We start from the raw sequence: 19,271 nt of genomic DNA, 5'->3' as shown, positions 1-19,271 counted from the left end.
AGCCACAGAGTTGCAACAATGCGCTGACACCATGATCCGCATGGATATTGAACCTGGGCGCGTCCTTCGCTGGAACCTGTATCTCGGTGGTCACCTGAGCACCTGCACAGCGGTGCGGGTCGTCGAATCCGGCCCCGAGGGGCTGCTGTTGTGGCTCGCGGTGGGGTCGCCGGCGTGGCATGCCGTACTGCCGTCCGGCGCGCATCTGAGGGACATCCCCCCGGAGGAACGGCCGGCCGGCGGATATCCGCTGCAGGCCGGGCGCTGGCACCGGGGCAACGCTCTCATCCACCAGCCCTCCGGCGCCTCGCACGCGGTGTGGTGGCTCTTCTCCTCGCACGACGGCAGCGGCGGTTTCAGCGGCTGGTACGTCAATCTGGAGCATCGCAGGCGGGACGCGGACGGCATCGACGTACTCGATCTCGAACTCGATGTCACTGTACGGCCGGACCGTACCTGGGAGTGGAAGGACGAGGAGTCCTTCGCGGCCAAGACCGGGCATCCGTCGTACTGGACAGCGCGAGAGGCCGAGGACATCCGAGCCGAGGGGCACCGTGTGGCCCGGCTGGCGGAGAGCGGTGTCTTCCCCTTCGACGGCACCTGGTGCGACTTCACCCCACCGTCCTCCTGGACGCTTCCTGAACTGCCGCCTCGACCCGCCAGCCCCGTACTCCGCGCTCACGAAGGCAATGTGGCGCGAACATTTCGCTGATGTGGCTGTACGTGACAATCATCCACAAGATCTTGATCGCTCAAATCCCGTGTGTCACCGTCGAGTTGACAGGCAAGGGCTTTCCGACAGCAATCCACGCTCCCTGCAATGAGTTTGGAATGACGCGTCGAAAAGCGCGCGAGTGACCATGGGGGATTGGTGGAATTAAGAAGGTTGTTCACGGAAGACAGTGACGGATTCGACGAGCTGGACCGCTTCCTGCTGCGCGCTATCGCGGACCGCGCGCATGGACGCGAGCCCGCAGAGTCGCCGTACACGCGGGACGTCCTGTTTGAACGTGCCGAACAGCGAAGTGTCACTCACCTCTTCTTCGACATGCCCTTCGAAGAGACCGGGATCGAGGCCGCTGGTCCCTCTCCCTTCGAGGCCGCACGTACCCTCGCCCGGGGCGCACTGACCGAGAACGTGCGCAGCTGGGGTGAGATCGCTCGGACGTTCGCTGACGCGGGAGTCCGGGTTGCCGGTTTCAAAGGGCCGTTCCTCAACGCCGTCCTCGGCCGGCCGGTCGAGCGCGCTCCGATGAGCGTGGACCTCGATCTCTTGGTCAGCCGGGACACACTCGACCAGGCCGTCGGCCTGCTGGAGTCGCTGGGGTACGTGAAGGGGCTGGGCATCAAGGACCACCGCTTCTACCGCCTGGGGCAGCACGGGATTCAAGACCTGGAAGACGAACAGGGCTCCTACGGTCAGATCGCGCCGATGGCCCGACTCCTGCCCCTGCCCGAGCTGGCCCCCTGGGCCGACCGGCTGCCCGCCTGGTTCCCGAAGCGCGACCTGGTGCCCGCCTCGGCCGGGGTGCGCTCCCTGACCAGCATCGACCTGCACTTCGACCTGGGGCACACCGACCGTGGCGCAGACCATCCCGTCCCCGCCGACGAGCTGCTCGACGGTGCCGTGACGGCGGACTACCTCGGGGCCGAGCTGACCACCCTGGACCTGCCGACCATGACATGGCTGTTGTCCTACCGGGCCTACTTGGACTCCGCCCTGTTCGGAGAGCGCAGGTTCAAGCTCTTCGCGGACATCGCCGTGACGCTCCGCAGCGGCGGTTGGTCGGACGCCGTCGTGGCGGCAGCCGTCGACCGGTACCCGTTCATCAGAACGCCGATCGAGGAGACGCTGAGCTTTCTCCGCACGGAGCTCGGTGTGGAACCGGCCACGTCCACCTTGTATGCCGGAACCGGGAACGTCCCCGCGGCGAAGAGTTAACCGCCAGGCGAGGGTGTCGGCCGAGGAGACCGCCCGGTCGGTGTGTCCTGGCTTCACCTGCGCCCCTGGTACCCGCGCCTCCCCCCACTCGCTCCGTTCGAGAGGACCGCCCCGTCATGCCCGCAAGTCCAGCCGTCGGTCCGGCCGGCGAAACGCCGCCCGCGGAGCCGGACGAGGAAGCCGCCGAGAAGCTGCCCCATCCCGCTTCGGCGTCGGGAGGGCTGTGGTCGGCACTCAGGTCTCTGAAATACCGGAACTACCGGCTCTTCGTCGTGGGCCAGTGCGTCTCCATCACCGGCACGTGGATGCAGCGTGCCGCCCAGGACTGGCTCGTCCTGAGTCTCACCGGCAGCCCCACGTCCCTCGGCGTCACCATCGCCTGTCAGTTCCTGCCGTATCTGTTGGTGGGCCTGTGGGGCGGAGTGACCGCGGACAGGTATCGCAAGCGTCACCTTCTGATGGTCACGCAGAGCGTCATGGCCGTACTGGCGCTGTTCCTCGCCGTACTGACGCTGACGGGTCAAGTGCGGGTGTGGGAGGTCAACCTCCTGGCTTTCTGCCTGGGTCTGGTGAGTGCGGTGGAGGACCCGGCCCGGGAGACGTTCGCCGCCGAGATGGTGGGCGAGAAGGATCTCGGCAGCGCCGTCAGCCTGAACTCGGCGGTCTTCCAGCTGGCCCGCATCGGCGGCCCGCCGGCCGCGGGTCTGCTGCTGGGTGTGGTTCAGGCGGGATGGATCTTCGCCGGCAACGCCGTGTCGTATCTGGTCGTGTTGCTGGCCCTGCTGCGCATGAACCCCGCCGAACTCGCGCCGCACACCTCGGCGCCGCGCAGTCCCGGGCAGCTGAAGGCCGCTCTACGTCATGCGGCCGGCCGTCCCGAACTACGTTACCCGATTCTCCTGATGGGTTTGATCAGCGTCTTCGCATTCAATTACCCGCTCATTCTGGCGAGTTTGACGAATTACTATTACCATCGAGGTCCCGGAACGTACGGTTTACTCAACACCGTCTTCGCCCTGGGGTGCCTGGGGGCCAGTTTCCTGGTGGCTCCTCTTCAGGAGCGCGGCGGGCTCCGGCTGGTCGTCGCGGCTGCGGTGGGCATAGGCGTTGCACAACTCGTTGCGGCCGCAGCTGCGCCTTCCCTGGTGCTTTTCGCTCTGGTCATCGCCTTGGCGGGAGTGGTGGGGCAGTCCTTCGTCATCAGTGCCAACACCTGGGTCCAGATGAACTGCGAACCCGAGTGGCGCGGCCGGGTCATGGGGATCTACATGCTCGTTTTCATGGGTGGAAATCCCATCGGAAATCCCGCGCTCGGGAAAATAACTGAGGAATTCGGCGGTCGTTGGGCGCTGTTCTTCGGCGGCGGTGCGGCAGCCCTCGGCGCCCTGTGTATCGCGGCTCTTGTCCGGCGGTCACAGCTTACCGTGCCGAACCATCCGTCATCCGTACGCAGCACGTGAAAAGGGAGGCAGCAGAATGGGGAGCCTCGCGATATCCGGCGGAGACCCCGCGATCGCGGGTCCGTACCGGACCTTCGCCCATCCCCGGATCGACGACGGCGACTTCCGACGCCTCGCCGACCTGGAACTGCGGGACCAGGTGGTCTCGTTCGACGGTCTCGGCCTGGTCTCCAGAGTGGAGGACACCTTCCGGGACGTGCTCGGGCTCGGCGGGTACACCATGGCCACCAACAGCGGGACGAGCGCGCTCTACGCCCTGTACTACGCGGCGGGTCTCGGCGAAGGGGATGAGGTCCTCGTCCCGGCATACACGTTCTTCGCCACCGCCATGCCACTGTTCCGCCTCGGCTGCCGCCCGGTCCTTGTGGACAGCACGGACAACGGAAACATCCACCCCGCCGACATACGGCGGAAGATCACCCCCGCGACCAAGGCCGTCGTGATCACCCACATGTGGGGCGTCCCCTGTGACATGGACGAGATCCTCGCCGTCGCCGCCGAGTTCGGCCTGCCTGTTCTGGAAGACGCATCGCACGCCCACGGCGCCACCTATCGGGGCACCGTGGCCGGCGCGTTCGGCAGCGGGGCGGCCTGGAGTCTTGGTGCAAAGAAGATCGTGACGGGGGGACAGGGCGGCATCCTGCACAGCCCCGACGGCGAGTTCCTGGAGCGCGCCTTCCTCGTCAGCCGCGCCAACGACAAGCAACACGACCGGGGGATCACCTCCGCCCACCTCCAGCCCTACGCCGTGACCGGCAGCGGGTTCAACCTCCGGATCCATCCCTTCTCGGCATTCGTGGTGGAGGGACAACTCCGGTCACTGCCACAGCAACTGACCGAGCGTCGCGAATCCGCCGCCTTCCTGGCTCGCGAACTGGGTCGGCTGCCCGGACTATCCGTCCCCAGGGTGCCGGACGGCGCCGAGCCGGCGTGGTACGCCTTCCCGCTCCAGTACGACCCCGAGGCGCTCGGCGGCCTGCCCCGCGAGGACTTCGTCCGCGCCGTCGTCGCCGAAGGGGCGGTGGAGGCCGACATCCCCGGCTCCACCTGCCCACTGACCAGGTTCCGCGCCTTCACCGGCGAGGACGGCACCTACCCGGCCGCGCCGGTCAGCCGAATCACCCACGACGAGGCGGACTTCCCGGGCGCCCACCGCTTCCACGCCGGCATCGTCAAGTTGCCCGTCTGGTACGGCGAGCAGCGTCTGGCGTACGCCCGCGCCTATGTCGACGCCATCACCAAGGTCGTCGAGAACGTCAAGGACCTCCTGTAGCTGCGTACGGCGGCCCGGGAACGGCCGGCCCCTTCCGACGCGGCTTCTCTTCCGCTCGGCAATGCTCAGCAACGAAAGGCGATACGTCATGCCCTCATACGCCATCGTGACCAACGACCTGCAGGTGGCAGCGGCGACCCTGAACGAGGAACGCAAACGGGCCGTCGCGGCCTTCCTGCCCCGGCAGAAGGCATTGCTCGACGGCCTGCGAGCGCTCGACGTCCCCGTCATCCATCTTCAGCTGGTCGTGTCGGACGACGACCCGCGCAACGCCACCACCCCGGACGAACTGCGCTACACCCGCGGCTCCGCCGGCGTCCGGCTCCTCGACGAGACCCTGGCGGAGAGCGACCTGGTGATCGAGAAGCCCAAGGACAGCGGCTTCTTCGAGACGACCCTCGACGAGACGCTCAAGAAGCTTGGGGTGGACACGGTGATCATCAGCGGAATGCAGGCCCAGATCTGTGTCCAGACCACTGCGGCCGACGCCCACTTCCGCGGCTACCGCGTCGTCATCCCGACGGACTGCATCGTCTCGAGCAACCCCGAGGACACCAAGCAGGCCCTGAAGTGGATGTCCGAGTACTTCGCCACTCTGCTGCCGTCGGACGAGATCGAGCAGCTCGTTCGCGCGGGGAGGGACGAGTGACCGCGACCAGTACTCTCCCGATACCCGACACGCTCACCGGGGCCGACTACCACGCACTCAACGCGCAGCTGAACCTCTGGGGACCGAACGGCGAGATCCAGTTCGAACGAGACCGGGAGGCGCTGGAGGCGTATCTGGAACAGCATGTTCTGCCGAACTCGCCGCGCTTCCCGAGCAGGAGGGCGCGACTGGACCATCTCGTGGGGGAGGGCTACTACGAGCGGGACGTCTTCGAGCGGTATTCGCCCGGCTTCGTCGACGCGCTCTTCGAGCGGGCGCATTCCCTCGGGTTCCACTTCGAAAGTTTCCTGGGCGCGCTGAAGTTCTACACGACGTACGCCCTCAAGACCCTGGACGGCCAGCAGTACCTGGAGCACTTCGAGGACCGGGCCGCCGTGATCGCGCTCGCTCTGGGGGACGGCGACGAAGGTCTCGCCACGGCGATCGTCGACGAGATCGTCTCGGGCCGGTTCCAGCTGACCACTCCGACGCTGCTGAACACGGGCAAGGTGCGGCGCGGTGAGTCCATCTCGTGCTTCCTGCTGCGCGTCGAGGACACCATGGAGTCGGTCTCCCGCGCCGTGAACGCCGCTGTCCAGCTCTCCAAACGCAGTGGTGGCGTTGCATTCAGCCTGACCAACATCCGCGAACAGGGCGCACCCATCAAAGGCCTGGAAGGCCAGGCGCCCGGCATACTGCCGATCATGAAACTGCTGGAGGACTCCTTCTCCTACGCCCACCAGCTGGGCAGCAGACAAGGGGCCGGGGCCGTGTATCTGCACGCCCACCATCCCGACATCCTCAGGTTCCTGGACACCAAGCGGGAGAACGCGGACGAGAAGACGCGGATCAAGAGCCTGTCCCTCGGGGTGGTGATTCCGGACATCACGTTCGAACTCGCCAAGAACGACGATGACATGTACCTGTTCTCTCCGTACGACGTGGAGCAGGTCCTGGGGCTGCCCCTCTCTGAGATCAGCGTCACGGAGAAGTACCACGATCTGGTCCGGGACGAGCGCATACGCAAGAACCGGATCAGCGCCAGGGGCTTTCTCCGGACCGTCGCTGAACTCCAGTTTGAATCTGGCTACCCGTACATCCTCTTCGAGGACACGGCGAACAGGGCCAACCCGATCGCCGGCCGGATCACCCACTCCAACCTGTGCTCGGAGATCCTCCAGGTGAGTACGGCATCCGCCTTCGAGGAGGACCTGTCCTACGCACACGTCGGCAAGGACATCACCTGCAACCTGGGGTCGCTCAACATCGTCCGGACCATGGACTCGCCGGACTTCGCCCGCACTGTCGCCATTGCGATCCGGGCGCTGACGGCCGTGTCGGACCAGGCGGCGCTCGACTGCGTGCCCTCCCTCGCCCGGGGGAACGACGAGTCGCACGCCATCGGGCTGGGCCAGATGAACCTGCACGGCTACCTGGCCCGCGAACGCATCCGCTACGGCTCCGACGAGGCCCTCGATTTCACCGATGCCTACTTCCGGACCGTCGCCTACCACGCCATCCGTGAGTCCAACCGCCTGGCGATCGAACGAGGGCGTCACTTCGCGGGGTTCCCCGAGTCCCGGTACGCCTCCGGCGAGTACTTCGAGCCGTACACGCGGCAGCCCTGGGAGCCCGCAACCGAACGCGTACAGGCCCTGTTCGCCGAGGCCGGGGTGTGGCTGCCGACCCAGCGGGACTGGCAGGAACTCAGGGACTCGGTCGTGGCCCACGGCCTCTACAACCAGAACCTCCAGGCCGTCGCCCCCAACGGCTCCATCGCCTACATCAACCACGCGACCGCCAGCATCCACCCCGTGCCCGCCAGGATCGAGATCCGCAAGGAGGGCAGGGTCGGGCGCGTCTGCTTCCCGGCGCCGCACATGACCAACGACAACCTGGAGTTCTTCCAGGATGCCTACGAAATCGGCTACGAGAAGATCATCGACACCTACGCGGCCGCGACCCGCCATGTCGACCAGGGGCTGTCGCTGACGCTCTTCTTCACCGACGACGCCACCACGCGGGACATCAACAGGGCCCACATCTACGCGTGGCGCAAGGGCATCAAGAGTCTCTACTACGTCCGGCTGCGCCAACTGGCGCTGGAGGGCACCGAAGTGGACGGCGTCGTCTCCAGTACGCGGTGACGCTGCCCCGCGTGCCGACCGAAACCCCAGGAACAGGTGACATGACCGAAAAGATCGTGCTTGATCACGGTGCCGGCGGCGGACTGAGCCACGAGCTGATCGCCGACACCATCGCCGGGACACTCGGCGACGTCTACGTCGGCGAGATGGAGGACAGCGCCTCGGTGGAGGTGGAGACCGGCCGCATCGCCGTCACCACCGATTCGTTCGTCGTCGATCCCGTCTTCTTCGGCAACGGAGATATCGGGAAGATTGCCGTGGCCGGAACGGTCAACGACCTCGCGGTCAGCGGCGCGGACCCCCGGTACCTGACGCTGGCCGTGATCCTGGAAGAAGGCTTCGCGGTCGCGGACTTCCAGAGGATCGTCGACTCCGTCCGGCGTACCGCGGAGCAGGCCGGAGTGAAGATCGTCGCCGGAGACACCAAGGTGGTGCGGCGCGGCGAAGCCGACAAGATCTTCCTCAACACCACCGGAGTGGGCCTACTGACCCGGCCGTACCGGCTCTCGAGCCGCTCGCTGCGCGAGGGCGACCACGTCATCGTGACCGGGTTCCTCGGCGACCACAGCATCCACCTCCTCTCCCTGCGGGAGGGGCTCGGGTTCGAGCAGCGAGTGCAGAGCGACTGCGCGGTGCTCAACCACGCCATCTCCGACGTGCTGGACGCCGTAGGACCCGAGGTCCGCACCATCCGCGACATCACCCGCGGCGGACTCGGCACCGTGCTCAACGAGTTCGCGCAGGGCTCCGCACGCACCATCGAACTGTCCGTGACGGCGCTGCCGGTCCGTCGTGAGACCGCGATGGCGGCCGAGATGCTGGGCGTCGACCCGATGTATCTCGCCAACGAGGGCAATCTCTGCATCGTCGTCTCGCCGCAGGCCGCCCCGGATGCCCTGGCGGCGCTGCGCGGGCACCCGGAGACCGAACGCGCCGTGATCGTCGGTGAGGTATCCGGTGCCGACGACAGCCGCGTGTATCTCACGGAGCCCGGCGGCAGACGCCGCACGGTGGACCTGCTCTACGGCGCCCAGCTGCCGAGGCTGTGCTGATGACCGGGCAGCACGCGGTACGGCGTACCCTGCGCGTCGTCGGCCTCGTCCAGGGGGTCGGATTCCGCCCGTTCGTCTACCGGCTGGCCACCGCGCACGCCCTGGGCGGGTGGGTGCGCAACGACGCCCAGGGCGTCACCATCTGCCTGGAAGGCCCGTCGGCGGTGGCCGACCTGTTCGGTGCCGAGCTGCTGGCCGGGCTCCCGGAACTCGCGCGCATCGACTCCTGCACGGTCCTCACCGATCAGCCGATCGCAACCTGGTCGGCCGACTTCGGCATCCGGCACAGCGAGTCCGACGGTGGGTCCGGCGCCCTGGTGACACCCGACAGCCATGTGTGCCGGGACTGCCTGCGGGAGCTGTTCGACCCCGGCGACCATCGCCACGGCTATCCCCTCATCAACTGCACCAACTGCGGGCCGCGCTACAGCATTATCCAACAGCTGCCCTACGACCGCCCGTTCACCACCATGTCCGCTTTTACCATGTGCGAGCGGTGCCGAGCGGAGTACGAGGATCCGGGTGACCGCAGATTCCACGCGCAGCCGGTTTCCTGCTGGGACTGCGGACCCCAGGTTCGGCTGCTGGACCGCGAGGGCCGCCCGGTGGACACCGCGGACCCCGTCGCCGCAGCAGCGCGCCGACTGGCCGACGGCGGCATCCTGGCCGTGAAGGCCATGGGCGGCTACCAGTTGGTGGCCGACCCCACCGTCCCCGAGGCCGTCGCGGAGCTGCGTCGGCGCAAGGAGCGAAGCGCCAAGCCGTTCGCCCTGCTCGCGACCGACACCGCGGCGGTGTCCCGGTACGCCCACGTCGACGACGCCGAACGCCGGCTGCTGGAGTCGACGGCCCGGCCCATCGTGCTGCTCGAAGCCCGCCCCGGGGCCGGTCTGTCTCCCGAAGTGGCTCCCGGTAGCAACACGCTGGGCTTCATGTTGCCCACCACCCCGCTGCAGTACCTGCTGCTGGCGCACGGCGGCGACGTGCTGATCGCCACCAGCGGGAACGCCCCCGACGAGCCGATGGCCCGCACCGAAGACGAGGCGTTCGACCAACTCGCCCCTCTCGTCGACTGGTTCCTCGTCCACGACCGCGAGATCCACATGAGGGTGGACGACTCGATCGCACGGGTCGTCCGTGCCCCGTCCGGCCCCGCCACCACCGTCATCCGGCGAGCTCGCGGCTACACCCCCGACCCGATCACCGCCCCCGTGCCCGTCACTCCGGTCCTGGCGCTCGGCCCGGAGCTCAAGAACACCGTGTGCGTCGGTGAGGACCGGACCCTGCAGCTCAGCCAGCACATCGGCGACCTGAAGACCACCGGGAACCAGCAGTTCTTCGAGCACACCATCAACCACCTGCGCTCCGTCTTCCACCTCACCCCGCGCCGGATCGCGCACGACCTCCACCCCGACTTTCACAGCACCCGGTACGCCGCCAACTGCGCCGACCTGGCGGCGAACGTGGAACTCGTTCCAGTCCAGCACCATCACGCGCACATGGCGGCGTGCATGCTGGACAACGGCCTCGACCGGCCGGTGATCGGAGTCGTCTTCGACGGCACCGGCTATGGCACCGACGGGACCATCTGGGGCGGCGAGTTCCTGGTCGGCGACTACCACGGGTTCGAACGCAGGGGCCATCTGGACCGGTTCCGCCTGCCCGGCGGCGACCGGGCGGTCCGGGAACCCTGGCGGGTGGCCCTCGCCCTGCTCGTCCAGCACTTCGGGCCGCAAGCCACCCAGCTGAGCCTGGACCTCTTCCAAGACCGGGACCCGTTCGAGATCGACGTGCTCACCAAGATGGCCGCCCGCGGCATCAACGCACCCCAAACCTCCAGTATGGGACGGCTCTTCGACGCGGTGTCGGCGCTGCTCGGCGTCTGCGACACGGTCGGCTACGAGGGGCAGGCGGCCATCGAACTGGAGCAACTCATCGCCTGGGACCCCAAACCCTGCGAGCCCTGGCCGTTGCGCCTGCTACGGCAGGACGGGCGACTGGTGATCGACCACGCGCCGTGGCTGCGCGCGGTGGTGGCCGACCTTACGGACCGCCGGTCGACACCGGCACAGCTGAGCCGGTGCTTCCACGAGAGCGTGGTGGGCGCGATCACCGAGGTGAGCGCGCAGCTGAGCAAGGACACAGGCATCCGCGACGTGGTCCTCAGCGGCGGAGTCTTCCTCAACCAGCACCTGCTCGTCCGAGCTGAGCAGGAACTGACCGGAGCCGGCCTACGGGTGCACACCCATCGCTCCATCCCCACCACGGACGGCGGAGTCGCCGCCGGCCAGGCCATGGTCGCGGGCGTCGGCGGGGCATCGTCCCGATCCGCTTCCTGAGCATTCCCGGAAAGGATTCCCTACTTGTCCGAAAAGCCCATCTCCTATGTGGAGGCCGTCAACTGGAACCGCCTGGAGGACGAGAAGGACCTCCAGGTGTGGGACCGGCTCACCGGCAACTTCTGGCTCCCCGAACGGGTGCCGCTCGCCAACGACGTGCCCTCCTGGAACACCCTGTCGGAACCGGAGCGGCAACTCGTCATCAGGGTCTTCGCCGGACTGACCCTGCTGGACACCGTCCAGGGAACCGTCGGCGCGGTCAGTATGATCCCCGACGCGCTGACCCCGCACGAAGAGGCCGTCTACACCAACATCGCCTTCATGGAGTCGGTGCACGCCAAGTCGTACTCCTCGGTGTTCTCCACACTGTGCTCCACCCAGGAGATCGACGACGCCTTCCGGTGGTCGGTGGAGAACGACAACCTCCAGCACAAGGCCAGGATCTTCGTCAGCTACTACCGGGGCGACGAACCGCTCAAGCGCAAGGTCGCCAGTGTGTTCCTGGAGTCCTTCCTCTTCTATTCGGGCTTCTACCTGCCTCTGTACTTCTCCACCCGGGCCAAGCTCACCAACACCGCCGACCTGATCCGGCTGATCATCCGCGACGAGGCAGTGCACGGGCACTACATCGGCTACAAGTTCCAGCGCGGTCTGGAGAAGACCTCGACCGCGCAGCGAACGGAGCTGAAGGACTACGCGTTCTCCCTGCTCGACGATCTGTACGCGAACGAGCTCAATTACACCCGCGACCTCTACGACGGCACCGGCCTCACGGAGGACGTGGAAAGGTTCCTGCGCCACAACGCCAACACGGCACTGTCGAACCTCGGCTACGAGCCCCGCTTCCCGGCCTCGGACACCCGGGCCAACACGGCCGTCCTCGCCGCGCTGTCCCCCAACTCGGGCGAGAACCACGACTTCTTCTCGGGATCGGGCTCCTCCTACGTCATCGGCAGGTCGGTCGGCACCCAGGACGAGGACTGGGACTTCTGAGAAGGGATCCCCGAAATGGCTCGCACTACTACCATTCTGCTCGTCGGAGGCTCCGGACACTGGGCCGGCAGAGAGAACCACGCGCCGGCGCTGCTGGAGATGAAACGTTCCGGCTGGCCGGTCCGCGCCGCGGTCGTCTGCGACCCCCGGGATCCGGAGAAACGCGCCCGCGACGAGGACATGACACCCCTGCGGGAACTGCTGCGGATCGACACACCGGAGTGGCTCAACCCCGACGGACTCGGCCGCGCCGAACTCGAAGCGGTCCTGGACCGCGCTCACGCCACCCACCGGTTCTCCCTTGTGATCATCGCGTGCAACCCCGTCCATCACCGCGACTACCTCCTCTGGGCGATCTCCCGAGGCATCAGCGTGCTGTGCGACAAACCCCTGCTGGTCAGCGAGGGCGCCGCCTACGACCCGGCGGCCGCCGAGCTCATCATTGGCGGATACGCGGAACTCGGCCGTGCGCTCACCCGAGCCCGCACCACGAGCCCTGTCCACCTCGCGATGCCGCTGCGCCGACGGGCCAATGACGTCTACCGGTCGATCGCCTCGGAGATCGCCGAACTGCACGGGGAGCACGGGCAGGGCATCACCTCGATGCAGCTCATCAAGAACGGAGGGCTCTTCCGGCACCCCGAGGAGTACCTCTACGGCGACGCGCACGGCTACCGCAATGGTGTCGGAGCGCTCTCCTTCTCCAGCTATCACTACATCGACCTGCTCGCCTGGTACCTGGAACTGGCCCCCGGAGAGGCAGTCGCCTTACGGATCACCAATCCGTACGTGCGCAGGGTGGGCGAGTTCCTGCACACCCGTCAGGCCACCGCGCTCGCCGACCGCATCGACACCCGGGGCGCCCGGATTCCCGACCTGCCGTCGGAGGTACTGGCAGCCGAAGCCGACTTCGTTTTCCACTTGGAGCTCCTGGGAGCGGCCGGCCAGAAGGCGGGGCTTGTGACGTACGCCTGCCACTCGAACACCTACTCCCACCGCACGGTCGGGCTCCAGGAGTTCGACAGGGCCAACCGGCAACCGTTCCGCGAGAAAGGCAGGATGTCCCAGTTCACCCTGGACATCAACCAGGGCAGCCTCCAGCACATAGGGGTCTTCAAGAACGATGTCGTCGGCGAGGACTACCGGATTCGGGTGCAGCGACGCCGCAACCCGGTCATCAGCCCCGAGCCGTACACCGAGGAGGTCTTCCACAACGCCCACGCGGGGAGCTCGGTGACCCCGCAGGACGTGCTGCGCGCGATGGTCCGCCTGGCAAGCGGTGAGGTCGCCCCCTCACAGGTGGCCGACCGGATCGCCTTCTTCGAGGACCAGCGGCTGAGCCACCACTTGTTCGGCACGTTCTACGAGCTCATCGCCGCCAGGGCCGACGCGGCCGGCCCGGCGGAGCGCGTCGTCGAGCTGGCCGGGTGACCGGGGGGCCTGCCCAGCGGCGAGGGATCCTGGCAGCGCTGCTGCTGGTGATGTTCCTCGCCGCGATGGACAGCTCGGTGACGGCCACAGCCGCCCCGCAGATCGTGATGGACTTGGGCGACGGAGCCGCCTTCAGCTGGCTCCTCGCCGCGTACGTCCTCGCCGTGACCGTGTCCGTGCCCCTGTACGGGAAGCTGGCCGACACCCATGGCCGGCGGCCCGTACTCGTCGGCGGAACGCTCCTGTTCCTGGCGGGCTCCGCGCTGTGCGCCGTCGGCTGGAGCCTGCCGAGCCTCATCGCCTTCCGCTTCGTCCAGGGGCTGGGAGCGGGCGCCATCCAGGGGACCGTACAGACGGTGGCCGGCGATCTGTACGAGCCGCATGAGCGAGGCCGTATCCAGGCAGGGCTCGCCTCGGTCTGGAGCGTGGCGGCTCTGACGGGCCCGGCCGTGGGCGGAGCGCTCGCCCAGTACGGTCACTGGCGGGGGATCTTCCTGCTCAACCTTCCTCCCGGTCTGGCGGCGGTGTGGCTGCTGGTCCGCCGCTTTCCCGGGGAGGACGTCCGGAGCAGCACGCGCGGCCCGATGGACTGGCCCGGCGCCCTCGGCCTTCTGCTGACCTGCGCGACGCTCATGACGCTACTGGTCCAGGGAGGTACCGCATGGCCCTGGAACTCCGTCCAGAGCTGCGCGCTGCTCACCGTCTTCCTGCTGCTCGTCCTGGTCACCGCTCGGATCGAACGGCAGGCCGTCGAGCCCTTCATGCCGGGCTGGGTGTGGCGACGGCGAGAGTTGGCGATACCGAGCCTCGCCCTGGGGCTCCTCGGAGTGATCATGACCGCGCCACTGCTCCTGCTGCCGGTCTACGCGCAGGCGGTCCTGGGACTCGGTCCGGTGGCCGGTGCGGCCGTTCTGGCCGGAATGACCTTCGGCTGGCCGACGGCAGCCGTCTTCAGTAGCCGCCTGTACCTGCGCATCGGATTCCGTGCGGCCGCACTGACCGGCGCCACGACAGTGACCGTCGCTCTCTCGGCCACGGTGTATCTCACTCTCTCCGACGCGCCCACCGTGCTGTTCGTCGCGATGTCGACGCTGCTCGGGGTCGGCCTCGGTCTGCTCCAACCTGCTCTGCTCGTCGGCGTCCAGGCGGCTGTCGGATGGGACGGCCGTGGTGTTGCGACGGCGAACCTGATGTTCTGCAGAGAGACGGGCCAGAGCGTGGGGGCGGCTCTCTTCGGTGCCCTGTTCAATGCCGCCGGAAACAACGGCATCGCGGTGGCCGCCAGCTGTGCGACCGTCTGCGAGGAGCATGTTGCTGCGGGCCTGCGGTACGCGTACCTCGTGGGCGTCGGCTTCGCAGCCGCCATGGTGCTCCTCCTGCTCAGGATGCCGCGTATGTCGCTGAGGTCTCCAGCGAAACTCGGCCAGGAAGCGTGAACGGCCCGAAGCCCCTTCCCAGCTTTTCCCGGTTCGCGTCTGCGTGCGACGGAGGTTGGTCAATGGAGCGTCAGGGAAATCCGGACGCTCACGCTGTGAGTCGCTGTCGGAGGCCAGTGCATCGGCTCCGGCATGGGGAGCTGACCAGCCGGCGGCTGGAGAGTTCCGTGCGGAGCCGGTGCGGGTGTCGGGCATGAAACTGCCTACGGGGTGCGATCCGGGATGCCGGCCCTTCCGTCCACCTCTCTGACGCCATTGCGTCCGTTCGCAGGAGCGGCGTCGGCCTGTCCGCTCGGCTGACAGGCCCACCTGTTCGTCCGGTTCGCTTCGCCTCTGCCTTGGCCTCTGAGTCGGCCCGCGCTCTCCCCTCACCCGAGTTCCCCAGAGGCCAAGGCCGGGGGTCGGTACCGAGCTGGGAGTGTCTCAGGCTCGTCGAGCATCGCCGTAGGCTCTGAGGCTGTGCCTGAGCACCGTGATCCTTCCGTACCGCCGCTGGCATGAGGGCGGCCGTTCAGCCTGGCAGCGCGCAGAGGAACTCGGCTTCCACACCGCGTACACCTACGACCATCTGTCCTGGCGGAGCTTTCGCGACGGACCCTGGTTCGGAGCCGTCCCCACCCTGACTGCTGCAGCCGTCGTCACTGAGCGGATGCGTTTGGGCACCCTCGTCACGTCGCCCAACTTCCGTCACCCTGTGACCCTCGCCAAGGAACTGATCTCGCTCGACGACATCTCCGGCGGGCGCGTGACGCTCGGCATCGGTGCGGGCGGCACTGGCTTCGACGCCACGGCGCTCGGCCAGGAGCCGTGGACGCCGCGCGAGCGGGCCGACCGCTTCGGCGAGTTCGTCCCGCTGCTCGACCGGCTGCTCTCCGAGGGCTCCGTTTCGTACAGCGGCGATCACTATTCGGCGCACGAGGCGCGCAACATCCCGGGATGTGTCCAGCGGCCCCGCCTGCCGTTCGCGGTGGCGGCCACTGGCCCGCGCGGTCTGAAGCTCGCGGCCCGGCACGGGCAGGCATGGGTGACCACGGGCGACCCGAAGCTCTTCGAGACAGGCACGCCTGCGGAGTCCCTGGGGGCGATCCGAGACCAGATCGAGAAGCTGGGCAAGGCGTGCGCCGACATGGGAAGCAACTCCTACGCCATGGAGAAGATCCTGCTCACCGGCTTCACTCCGGACCGTCAGCGCCCGTTGGAGTCCCTTGACGCGTTCGTCGACTTCGCGGGCAGTCACGCGGACCTGGGAATCACGGAGATCGTCATTCACTGGCCCATCCCGGACTCGGACTTCGCGGCCGACGAGAAGGTCTTCGAGCGCATCGCCACCGAGGGGCTTGCCCAGCTGCATTGAGGGTGCAGGAAACCACCCAACCGTGGCGGTCCGGAACCTCTTGCCGCCTGAGTGCCTGGCGCCCAGCGGCGCCATGGTCACCCACGAACGGGCCGAGGACAGGCCGCCCGGCCCCGGGAAGGCCGGCACGTCCGCCTCCGCGGCGGCACGCGCCGGGGCGGCGGCCAGACCCGTGAGCGGGGCAGCGGCGGCAGAGGCCGCGAAGGCGGCGAGGAGTCTTCGTCGAGATGTGTGAGACATGTGTTTCATGATCCTTTGCCATCCATCGACGCGTGGCGGCACCCCCAACTTCGGCCAGACCAAGTGAAATGGGCGGTGCGGCGTGGTATGACACGCGGACTGACACGCGGGTGTCAGCTCAATGAGCCGCCTCTCCCGACGGTCGAGGACACACCCGCGGGTGGGTGTTGGGGTGTGTCTGGTGAGACACATATCGGCTTGGAACGTTGAGCTCGGGTGAGGTCATGGCCCGAAGTCGCACCAGGTCAGTCGGCTCGACGGGCAGCTCGATCCGCGCCTTCCGGCCCGGCTGGATCGTGCCGCGCCGCCGACGCAGGTTGTCCATCCGGCATGCATGACCATGCGCACCGCAGGTCCCGAAACACAGGTCCTCCAGAGGCCGTCTCATGGGGGCACGTGGCGGTGCCTACGAGGCGAGGGCAGGCGATGCGCCCAGATGCAGAGGACGCCCACGAACGGTAGAACGTAAGGGTGAGGGACGAGAACAGCCCTGATGAGGATGCACGGCCACACCGTGAGGCGAGGCCGGGGATCGACTACCAGGCGCTGTTCACGGTCACCCCCAGCCCCTGCATGGTGCTGGGCCCGGACCTGGTGCTCGCCGACGTCAACCAGGCGGCCTGCCGGGTGACCGGCCGTACTCGGGAGGATCTGCTCGGGCGGTACCTCTTCGATGCCTTCCCTGAGAATCCGGCGGACCCGGATGCTGACGGGGTGCGGAATCTGCACGCTTCCCTGCACTGGGTCCTGCGCTCGAAGGAGCCGGACACGATGGCGCCGATGAAGTACGACATTACCGTGGCCGACCGGCCCGGCGTGTTCGAGGAGCGGTGGTGGTCCGCGATCAACACACCGGTACTCGGGCCGGATGGGCAGGTGGAGTGGATCATCCACCGGGGGGAGGACGTGACCTCGTTCATCCTCTCCCACCCTCGTACGCGAGGAGGCGGGGCGCTCAGCGACGTGGAGGCGATGGAGGTCGAACTGTACGCGCGGGCGCGCGAGCTCCATCGGCTGAACGAGGAACTCCGCCAAGCCCACGCCCGGGAACGCCAGATCGCCGTCACCTTGCAGGAGGCCATGCTCCACTCACCCCACCTGGCCCGGCACCTGGACACCGCGGTGCGCTACCTGCCCGCCGCCGGGTCACTGAACGTGTGCGGCGACTGGTACGAGGTGGTCGACCTGCCCGAGAACAGATTCGCCGTCGCGGTCGGCGACGTCGTCGGCCACGGCCTGGAGGCCGCCGCCGTCATGGGCATGCTCCGCAGCGCGTTGTCCGCCGTCGTCCGGGCCGTCGACGGGCCCGCGAGGGCCCTGGACGTCCTGGGCCGGTATGCACGCTACGTGGAGGGCGCGCTGGCCACCACCGTCGTCCAAGCCGTCGTCGACACCCGCGCTCGCCGCATCCTGTACAGCAGCGCCGGCCACCCGCCCCCCATCCTGCTCCACCCGGACGGCACCTGCGATCTTCTCGACCAGGCCACCGACCCTCCGCTGGGGGCCCGCCCCGAACCCGTCCCCCGCATCCAGGCCGACCTGCCCTACGCCCCTGGCGACACCTTCGTGCTCTACACCGACGGTCTCATCGAACGCCGCGGCGAGGACATCGATGCCGGCCTGCAACGCCTCACCGACGCGCTCGCCCGCCACGCCCGCCACAGCCCCGAGCGTCTCGCCGACGCCCTGCTCGCGCGCCTCGGTCTCAGCAGCGGCGCCCGCGACGACATCGCCCTGATCGTCCTCCGCCTATGACCCGCGCGTCGTCAGCCGAGCGCCACAGGTGGCGAACCCGTGCGGGGTGTTCACGGAGGAGGGGGTCAAGGCCGCTGCACCCCCCATCCCGAGATCGACATGGCGTCGGAGATCTGTCTACGCCGCTTTGGCGTTGTCCCGCTCCAGTGCCGCGCGCAGCCAGTCGTCCGCGGAGCCCGGGGTCGGCTCCGGCCGGCCGCCCGGCGGCGTGAGCACCACGGCCGTCAGCTCCCAGTACCGGTCCAGACGCGGGCCGGCCGCGAGCCGCGCGGCCAGCAGGCGGCGGAACTCCCGGGTGTCCCGGCTGCCGTACGCGCTCGCGTACACCGCCACGTAGGCGTCCAGCGCCTCACCCGGGAACGGATCACGTGCTCGGCGCAACTGCGGGCCCGCGAGCTCGAACGCCTCGGCGAGGCCCGCGTACAGCACGGCCGCCCCGCGGGCCCCGGCCACCCGGTGAACCTCCGGCTGGGGCTGCCGGCCGGCCGGACAGGGGGCTGTCGTCATCGCGTGCAGCTGGGCGAAGGCGAGCACCTGCGCCGGGTCCGGCTCGTCGGGCGGCTGCGGAACAGCCACCTCCAGAAACGCCGCTGTCGCCCGTGCCGGCATCCGCGGCGGCAGCCAGCCACGCCAGAACCGGGCCAGCGGTGCCGTGCTCGGCGGGGTGCTCACCGCGCCGAGCAGCCGCAGCCGGTCGGCCCGCTTCGCGGGTGGACAATCCTGCACCAGCCGCAGCGCCGCCTCCCGCCAGCGCAACGCCTTCACCTCGCTGCCCAGCTCGCGCAGGCGGCCCGCGACGGCGTCCTCCAGCACCCGGCCCGCCGCGCCCTCGTCCTCCAGAACCCGGCGCACCTCGGGCAGCGGCAGATCGAGGGCGCGCAAGGAGCGGATGAGCCGCAGCCGCTCCAGCGCCTGGGGGCCGTACCGGCGATGCCCGCCACCGCTGCGGGAGGCTTCGGGCAGCAGACCCCGGTCGGAGTAGAAACGAACGGTCTTCACGGTGACACCCGCCCGCTCGGCGAGCTCGCCGATGCTCCAGAGAACCTCGTGGGACGTGGACAGTTGAACCTCCCTCTGGGGGAGTTCCTACGGTACCGGCGCGGGGGGGGGGGGGGGGGGGGGGGGGGGGGGGGGGGGGGGGGGGGGGGGGGCGGGGGGGCGGGGGGGGGGGGGGGGGGGGGGGGGGGGGGGGCGGGGGTT

Annotated in this window: 14 protein-coding genes; 13 read left to right on the top strand and 1 reads right to left on the bottom strand. The window is 68.4% G+C overall.

All coding sequences use genetic code 11. The features are described from left to right. Positions 1–40: 40 nt before the first annotated feature. The 13 genes from ACFYO2_RS41395 (at position 41) to ACFYO2_RS41335 (ending at position 18,071) form a co-directional block, all read left to right on the top strand. The gene (locus tag ACFYO2_RS41395) at positions 41–712 is read left to right on the top strand and encodes a DUF402 domain-containing protein (protein WP_388360335.1); all 672 of its coding nucleotides are present in this window, start codon (positions 41–43) and stop codon (positions 710–712) included. Between the two features lie 174 nt (positions 713–886). Beyond that, a complete protein-coding gene (locus tag ACFYO2_RS41390; protein ID WP_388360332.1) occupies positions 887–1,942 on the top strand; it encodes a nucleotidyltransferase family protein in 1,056 nt (351 codons plus the stop codon). A gap of 116 nt (positions 1,943–2,058) precedes the next feature. After that, positions 2,059–3,402 carry an MFS transporter gene (locus ACFYO2_RS41385; RefSeq protein ID WP_388360330.1) on the top strand — a complete coding sequence of 448 codons (1,344 nt, stop codon included), beginning with the start codon at positions 2,059–2,061 and terminating at the stop codon, positions 3,400–3,402. 16 nt (positions 3,403–3,418) lie between these two features. Then, on the top strand, positions 3,419–4,675 hold the full coding sequence (locus ACFYO2_RS41380; protein WP_388360327.1) for a DegT/DnrJ/EryC1/StrS family aminotransferase: 1,257 nt from the start codon (positions 3,419–3,421) through the stop codon (positions 4,673–4,675). 88 nt (positions 4,676–4,763) lie between these two features. Continuing rightward, the gene (locus tag ACFYO2_RS41375; RefSeq protein ID WP_388360324.1) at positions 4,764–5,324 is read left to right on the top strand and encodes an isochorismatase family cysteine hydrolase; all 561 of its coding nucleotides are present in this window, start codon (positions 4,764–4,766) and stop codon (positions 5,322–5,324) included. After that, positions 5,321–7,471: a class 1b ribonucleoside-diphosphate reductase subunit alpha gene (gene nrdE, locus ACFYO2_RS41370; protein ID WP_388360322.1), complete on the top strand. Its 2,151-nt coding sequence runs from the start codon at positions 5,321–5,323 to the stop codon at positions 7,469–7,471. Before ACFYO2_RS41375 ends, nrdE begins: the two co-directional genes overlap by 4 nt. Before the next feature lie 41 nt (positions 7,472–7,512). Then, complete coding sequence (gene hypE, locus ACFYO2_RS41365; protein ID WP_388360320.1) at positions 7,513–8,523, top strand: hydrogenase expression/formation protein HypE; 1,011 nt, start codon at positions 7,513–7,515, stop codon at positions 8,521–8,523. Beyond that, entirely contained in the window at positions 8,523–10,862 is a 2,340-nt protein-coding gene (gene hypF, locus ACFYO2_RS41360; protein WP_388360317.1) for a carbamoyltransferase HypF, read from the top strand. The genes hypE and hypF overlap by 1 nt, the downstream gene beginning before the upstream one ends. A 24-nt stretch (positions 10,863–10,886) precedes the next feature. Continuing rightward, positions 10,887–11,855 carry a class 1b ribonucleoside-diphosphate reductase subunit beta gene (gene nrdF / locus ACFYO2_RS41355; protein ID WP_388360315.1) on the top strand — a complete coding sequence of 323 codons (969 nt, stop codon included), beginning with the start codon at positions 10,887–10,889 and terminating at the stop codon, positions 11,853–11,855. Positions 11,856–11,870: 15 nt separating this feature from the next. Further along, entirely contained in the window at positions 11,871–13,286 is a 1,416-nt protein-coding gene (locus ACFYO2_RS41350; RefSeq protein ID WP_388360312.1) for a hypothetical protein, read from the top strand. Beyond that, positions 13,283–14,722: an MFS transporter gene (locus ACFYO2_RS41345; protein WP_388360310.1), complete on the top strand. Its 1,440-nt coding sequence runs from the start codon at positions 13,283–13,285 to the stop codon at positions 14,720–14,722. Before ACFYO2_RS41350 ends, ACFYO2_RS41345 begins: the two co-directional genes overlap by 4 nt. Before the next feature lie 451 nt (positions 14,723–15,173). Beyond that, positions 15,174–16,076, top strand: a complete 903-nt coding sequence (locus tag ACFYO2_RS41340; protein ID WP_388360418.1) for an LLM class flavin-dependent oxidoreductase — start codon at positions 15,174–15,176, stop codon at positions 16,074–16,076. Positions 16,077–16,889: 813 nt separating this feature from the next. Next, a complete protein-coding gene (locus ACFYO2_RS41335; RefSeq protein WP_388360415.1) occupies positions 16,890–18,071 on the top strand; it encodes a PP2C family protein-serine/threonine phosphatase in 1,182 nt (393 codons plus the stop codon). A 117-nt stretch (positions 18,072–18,188) separates the two neighbouring features. Here the strand turns inward: ACFYO2_RS41335 and ACFYO2_RS41330 are convergent, their stop codons facing one another. Further along, the gene (locus tag ACFYO2_RS41330) at positions 18,189–19,133 is read right to left on the bottom strand and encodes a MerR family transcriptional regulator (protein ID WP_388360412.1); all 945 of its coding nucleotides are present in this window, start codon (positions 19,131–19,133) and stop codon (positions 18,189–18,191) included. Positions 19,134–19,271 lie beyond the last annotated feature (138 nt).

This window comes from Streptomyces sp. NPDC006602 (assembly GCF_042870385.1).
Taxonomy (GTDB): Bacteria; Actinomycetota; Actinomycetes; order Streptomycetales; family Streptomycetaceae; genus Streptomyces.
This window is presented reverse-complemented; position numbering and strand designations above follow the sequence as displayed.

Bases quoted from the DNA above. Each gene is read 5' to 3' on its own strand.
- ACFYO2_RS41380 (WP_388360327.1), top strand. From the start codon at position 3,419: ATGGGGAGCCTCGCGATATCCGGCGGAGACCCCGCGATCGCGGGTCCG.
- hypF (WP_388360317.1), top strand. From the start codon at position 8,523: ATGACCGGGCAGCACGCGGTACGGCGTACCCTGCGCGTCGTCGGCCTC.
- hypE (WP_388360320.1), top strand. From the start codon at position 7,513: ATGACCGAAAAGATCGTGCTTGATCACGGTGCCGGCGGCGGACTGAGC.
- ACFYO2_RS41350 (WP_388360312.1), top strand. From the start codon at position 11,871: ATGGCTCGCACTACTACCATTCTGCTCGTCGGAGGCTCCGGACACTGG.
- ACFYO2_RS41335 (WP_388360415.1), top strand. From the start codon at position 16,890: ATGGTGCTGGGCCCGGACCTGGTGCTCGCCGACGTCAACCAGGCGGCC.
- ACFYO2_RS41375 (WP_388360324.1), top strand. From the start codon at position 4,764: ATGCCCTCATACGCCATCGTGACCAACGACCTGCAGGTGGCAGCGGCG.
- ACFYO2_RS41395 (WP_388360335.1), top strand. From the start codon at position 41: ATGGATATTGAACCTGGGCGCGTCCTTCGCTGGAACCTGTATCTCGGT.
- ACFYO2_RS41385 (WP_388360330.1), top strand. From the start codon at position 2,059: ATGCCCGCAAGTCCAGCCGTCGGTCCGGCCGGCGAAACGCCGCCCGCG.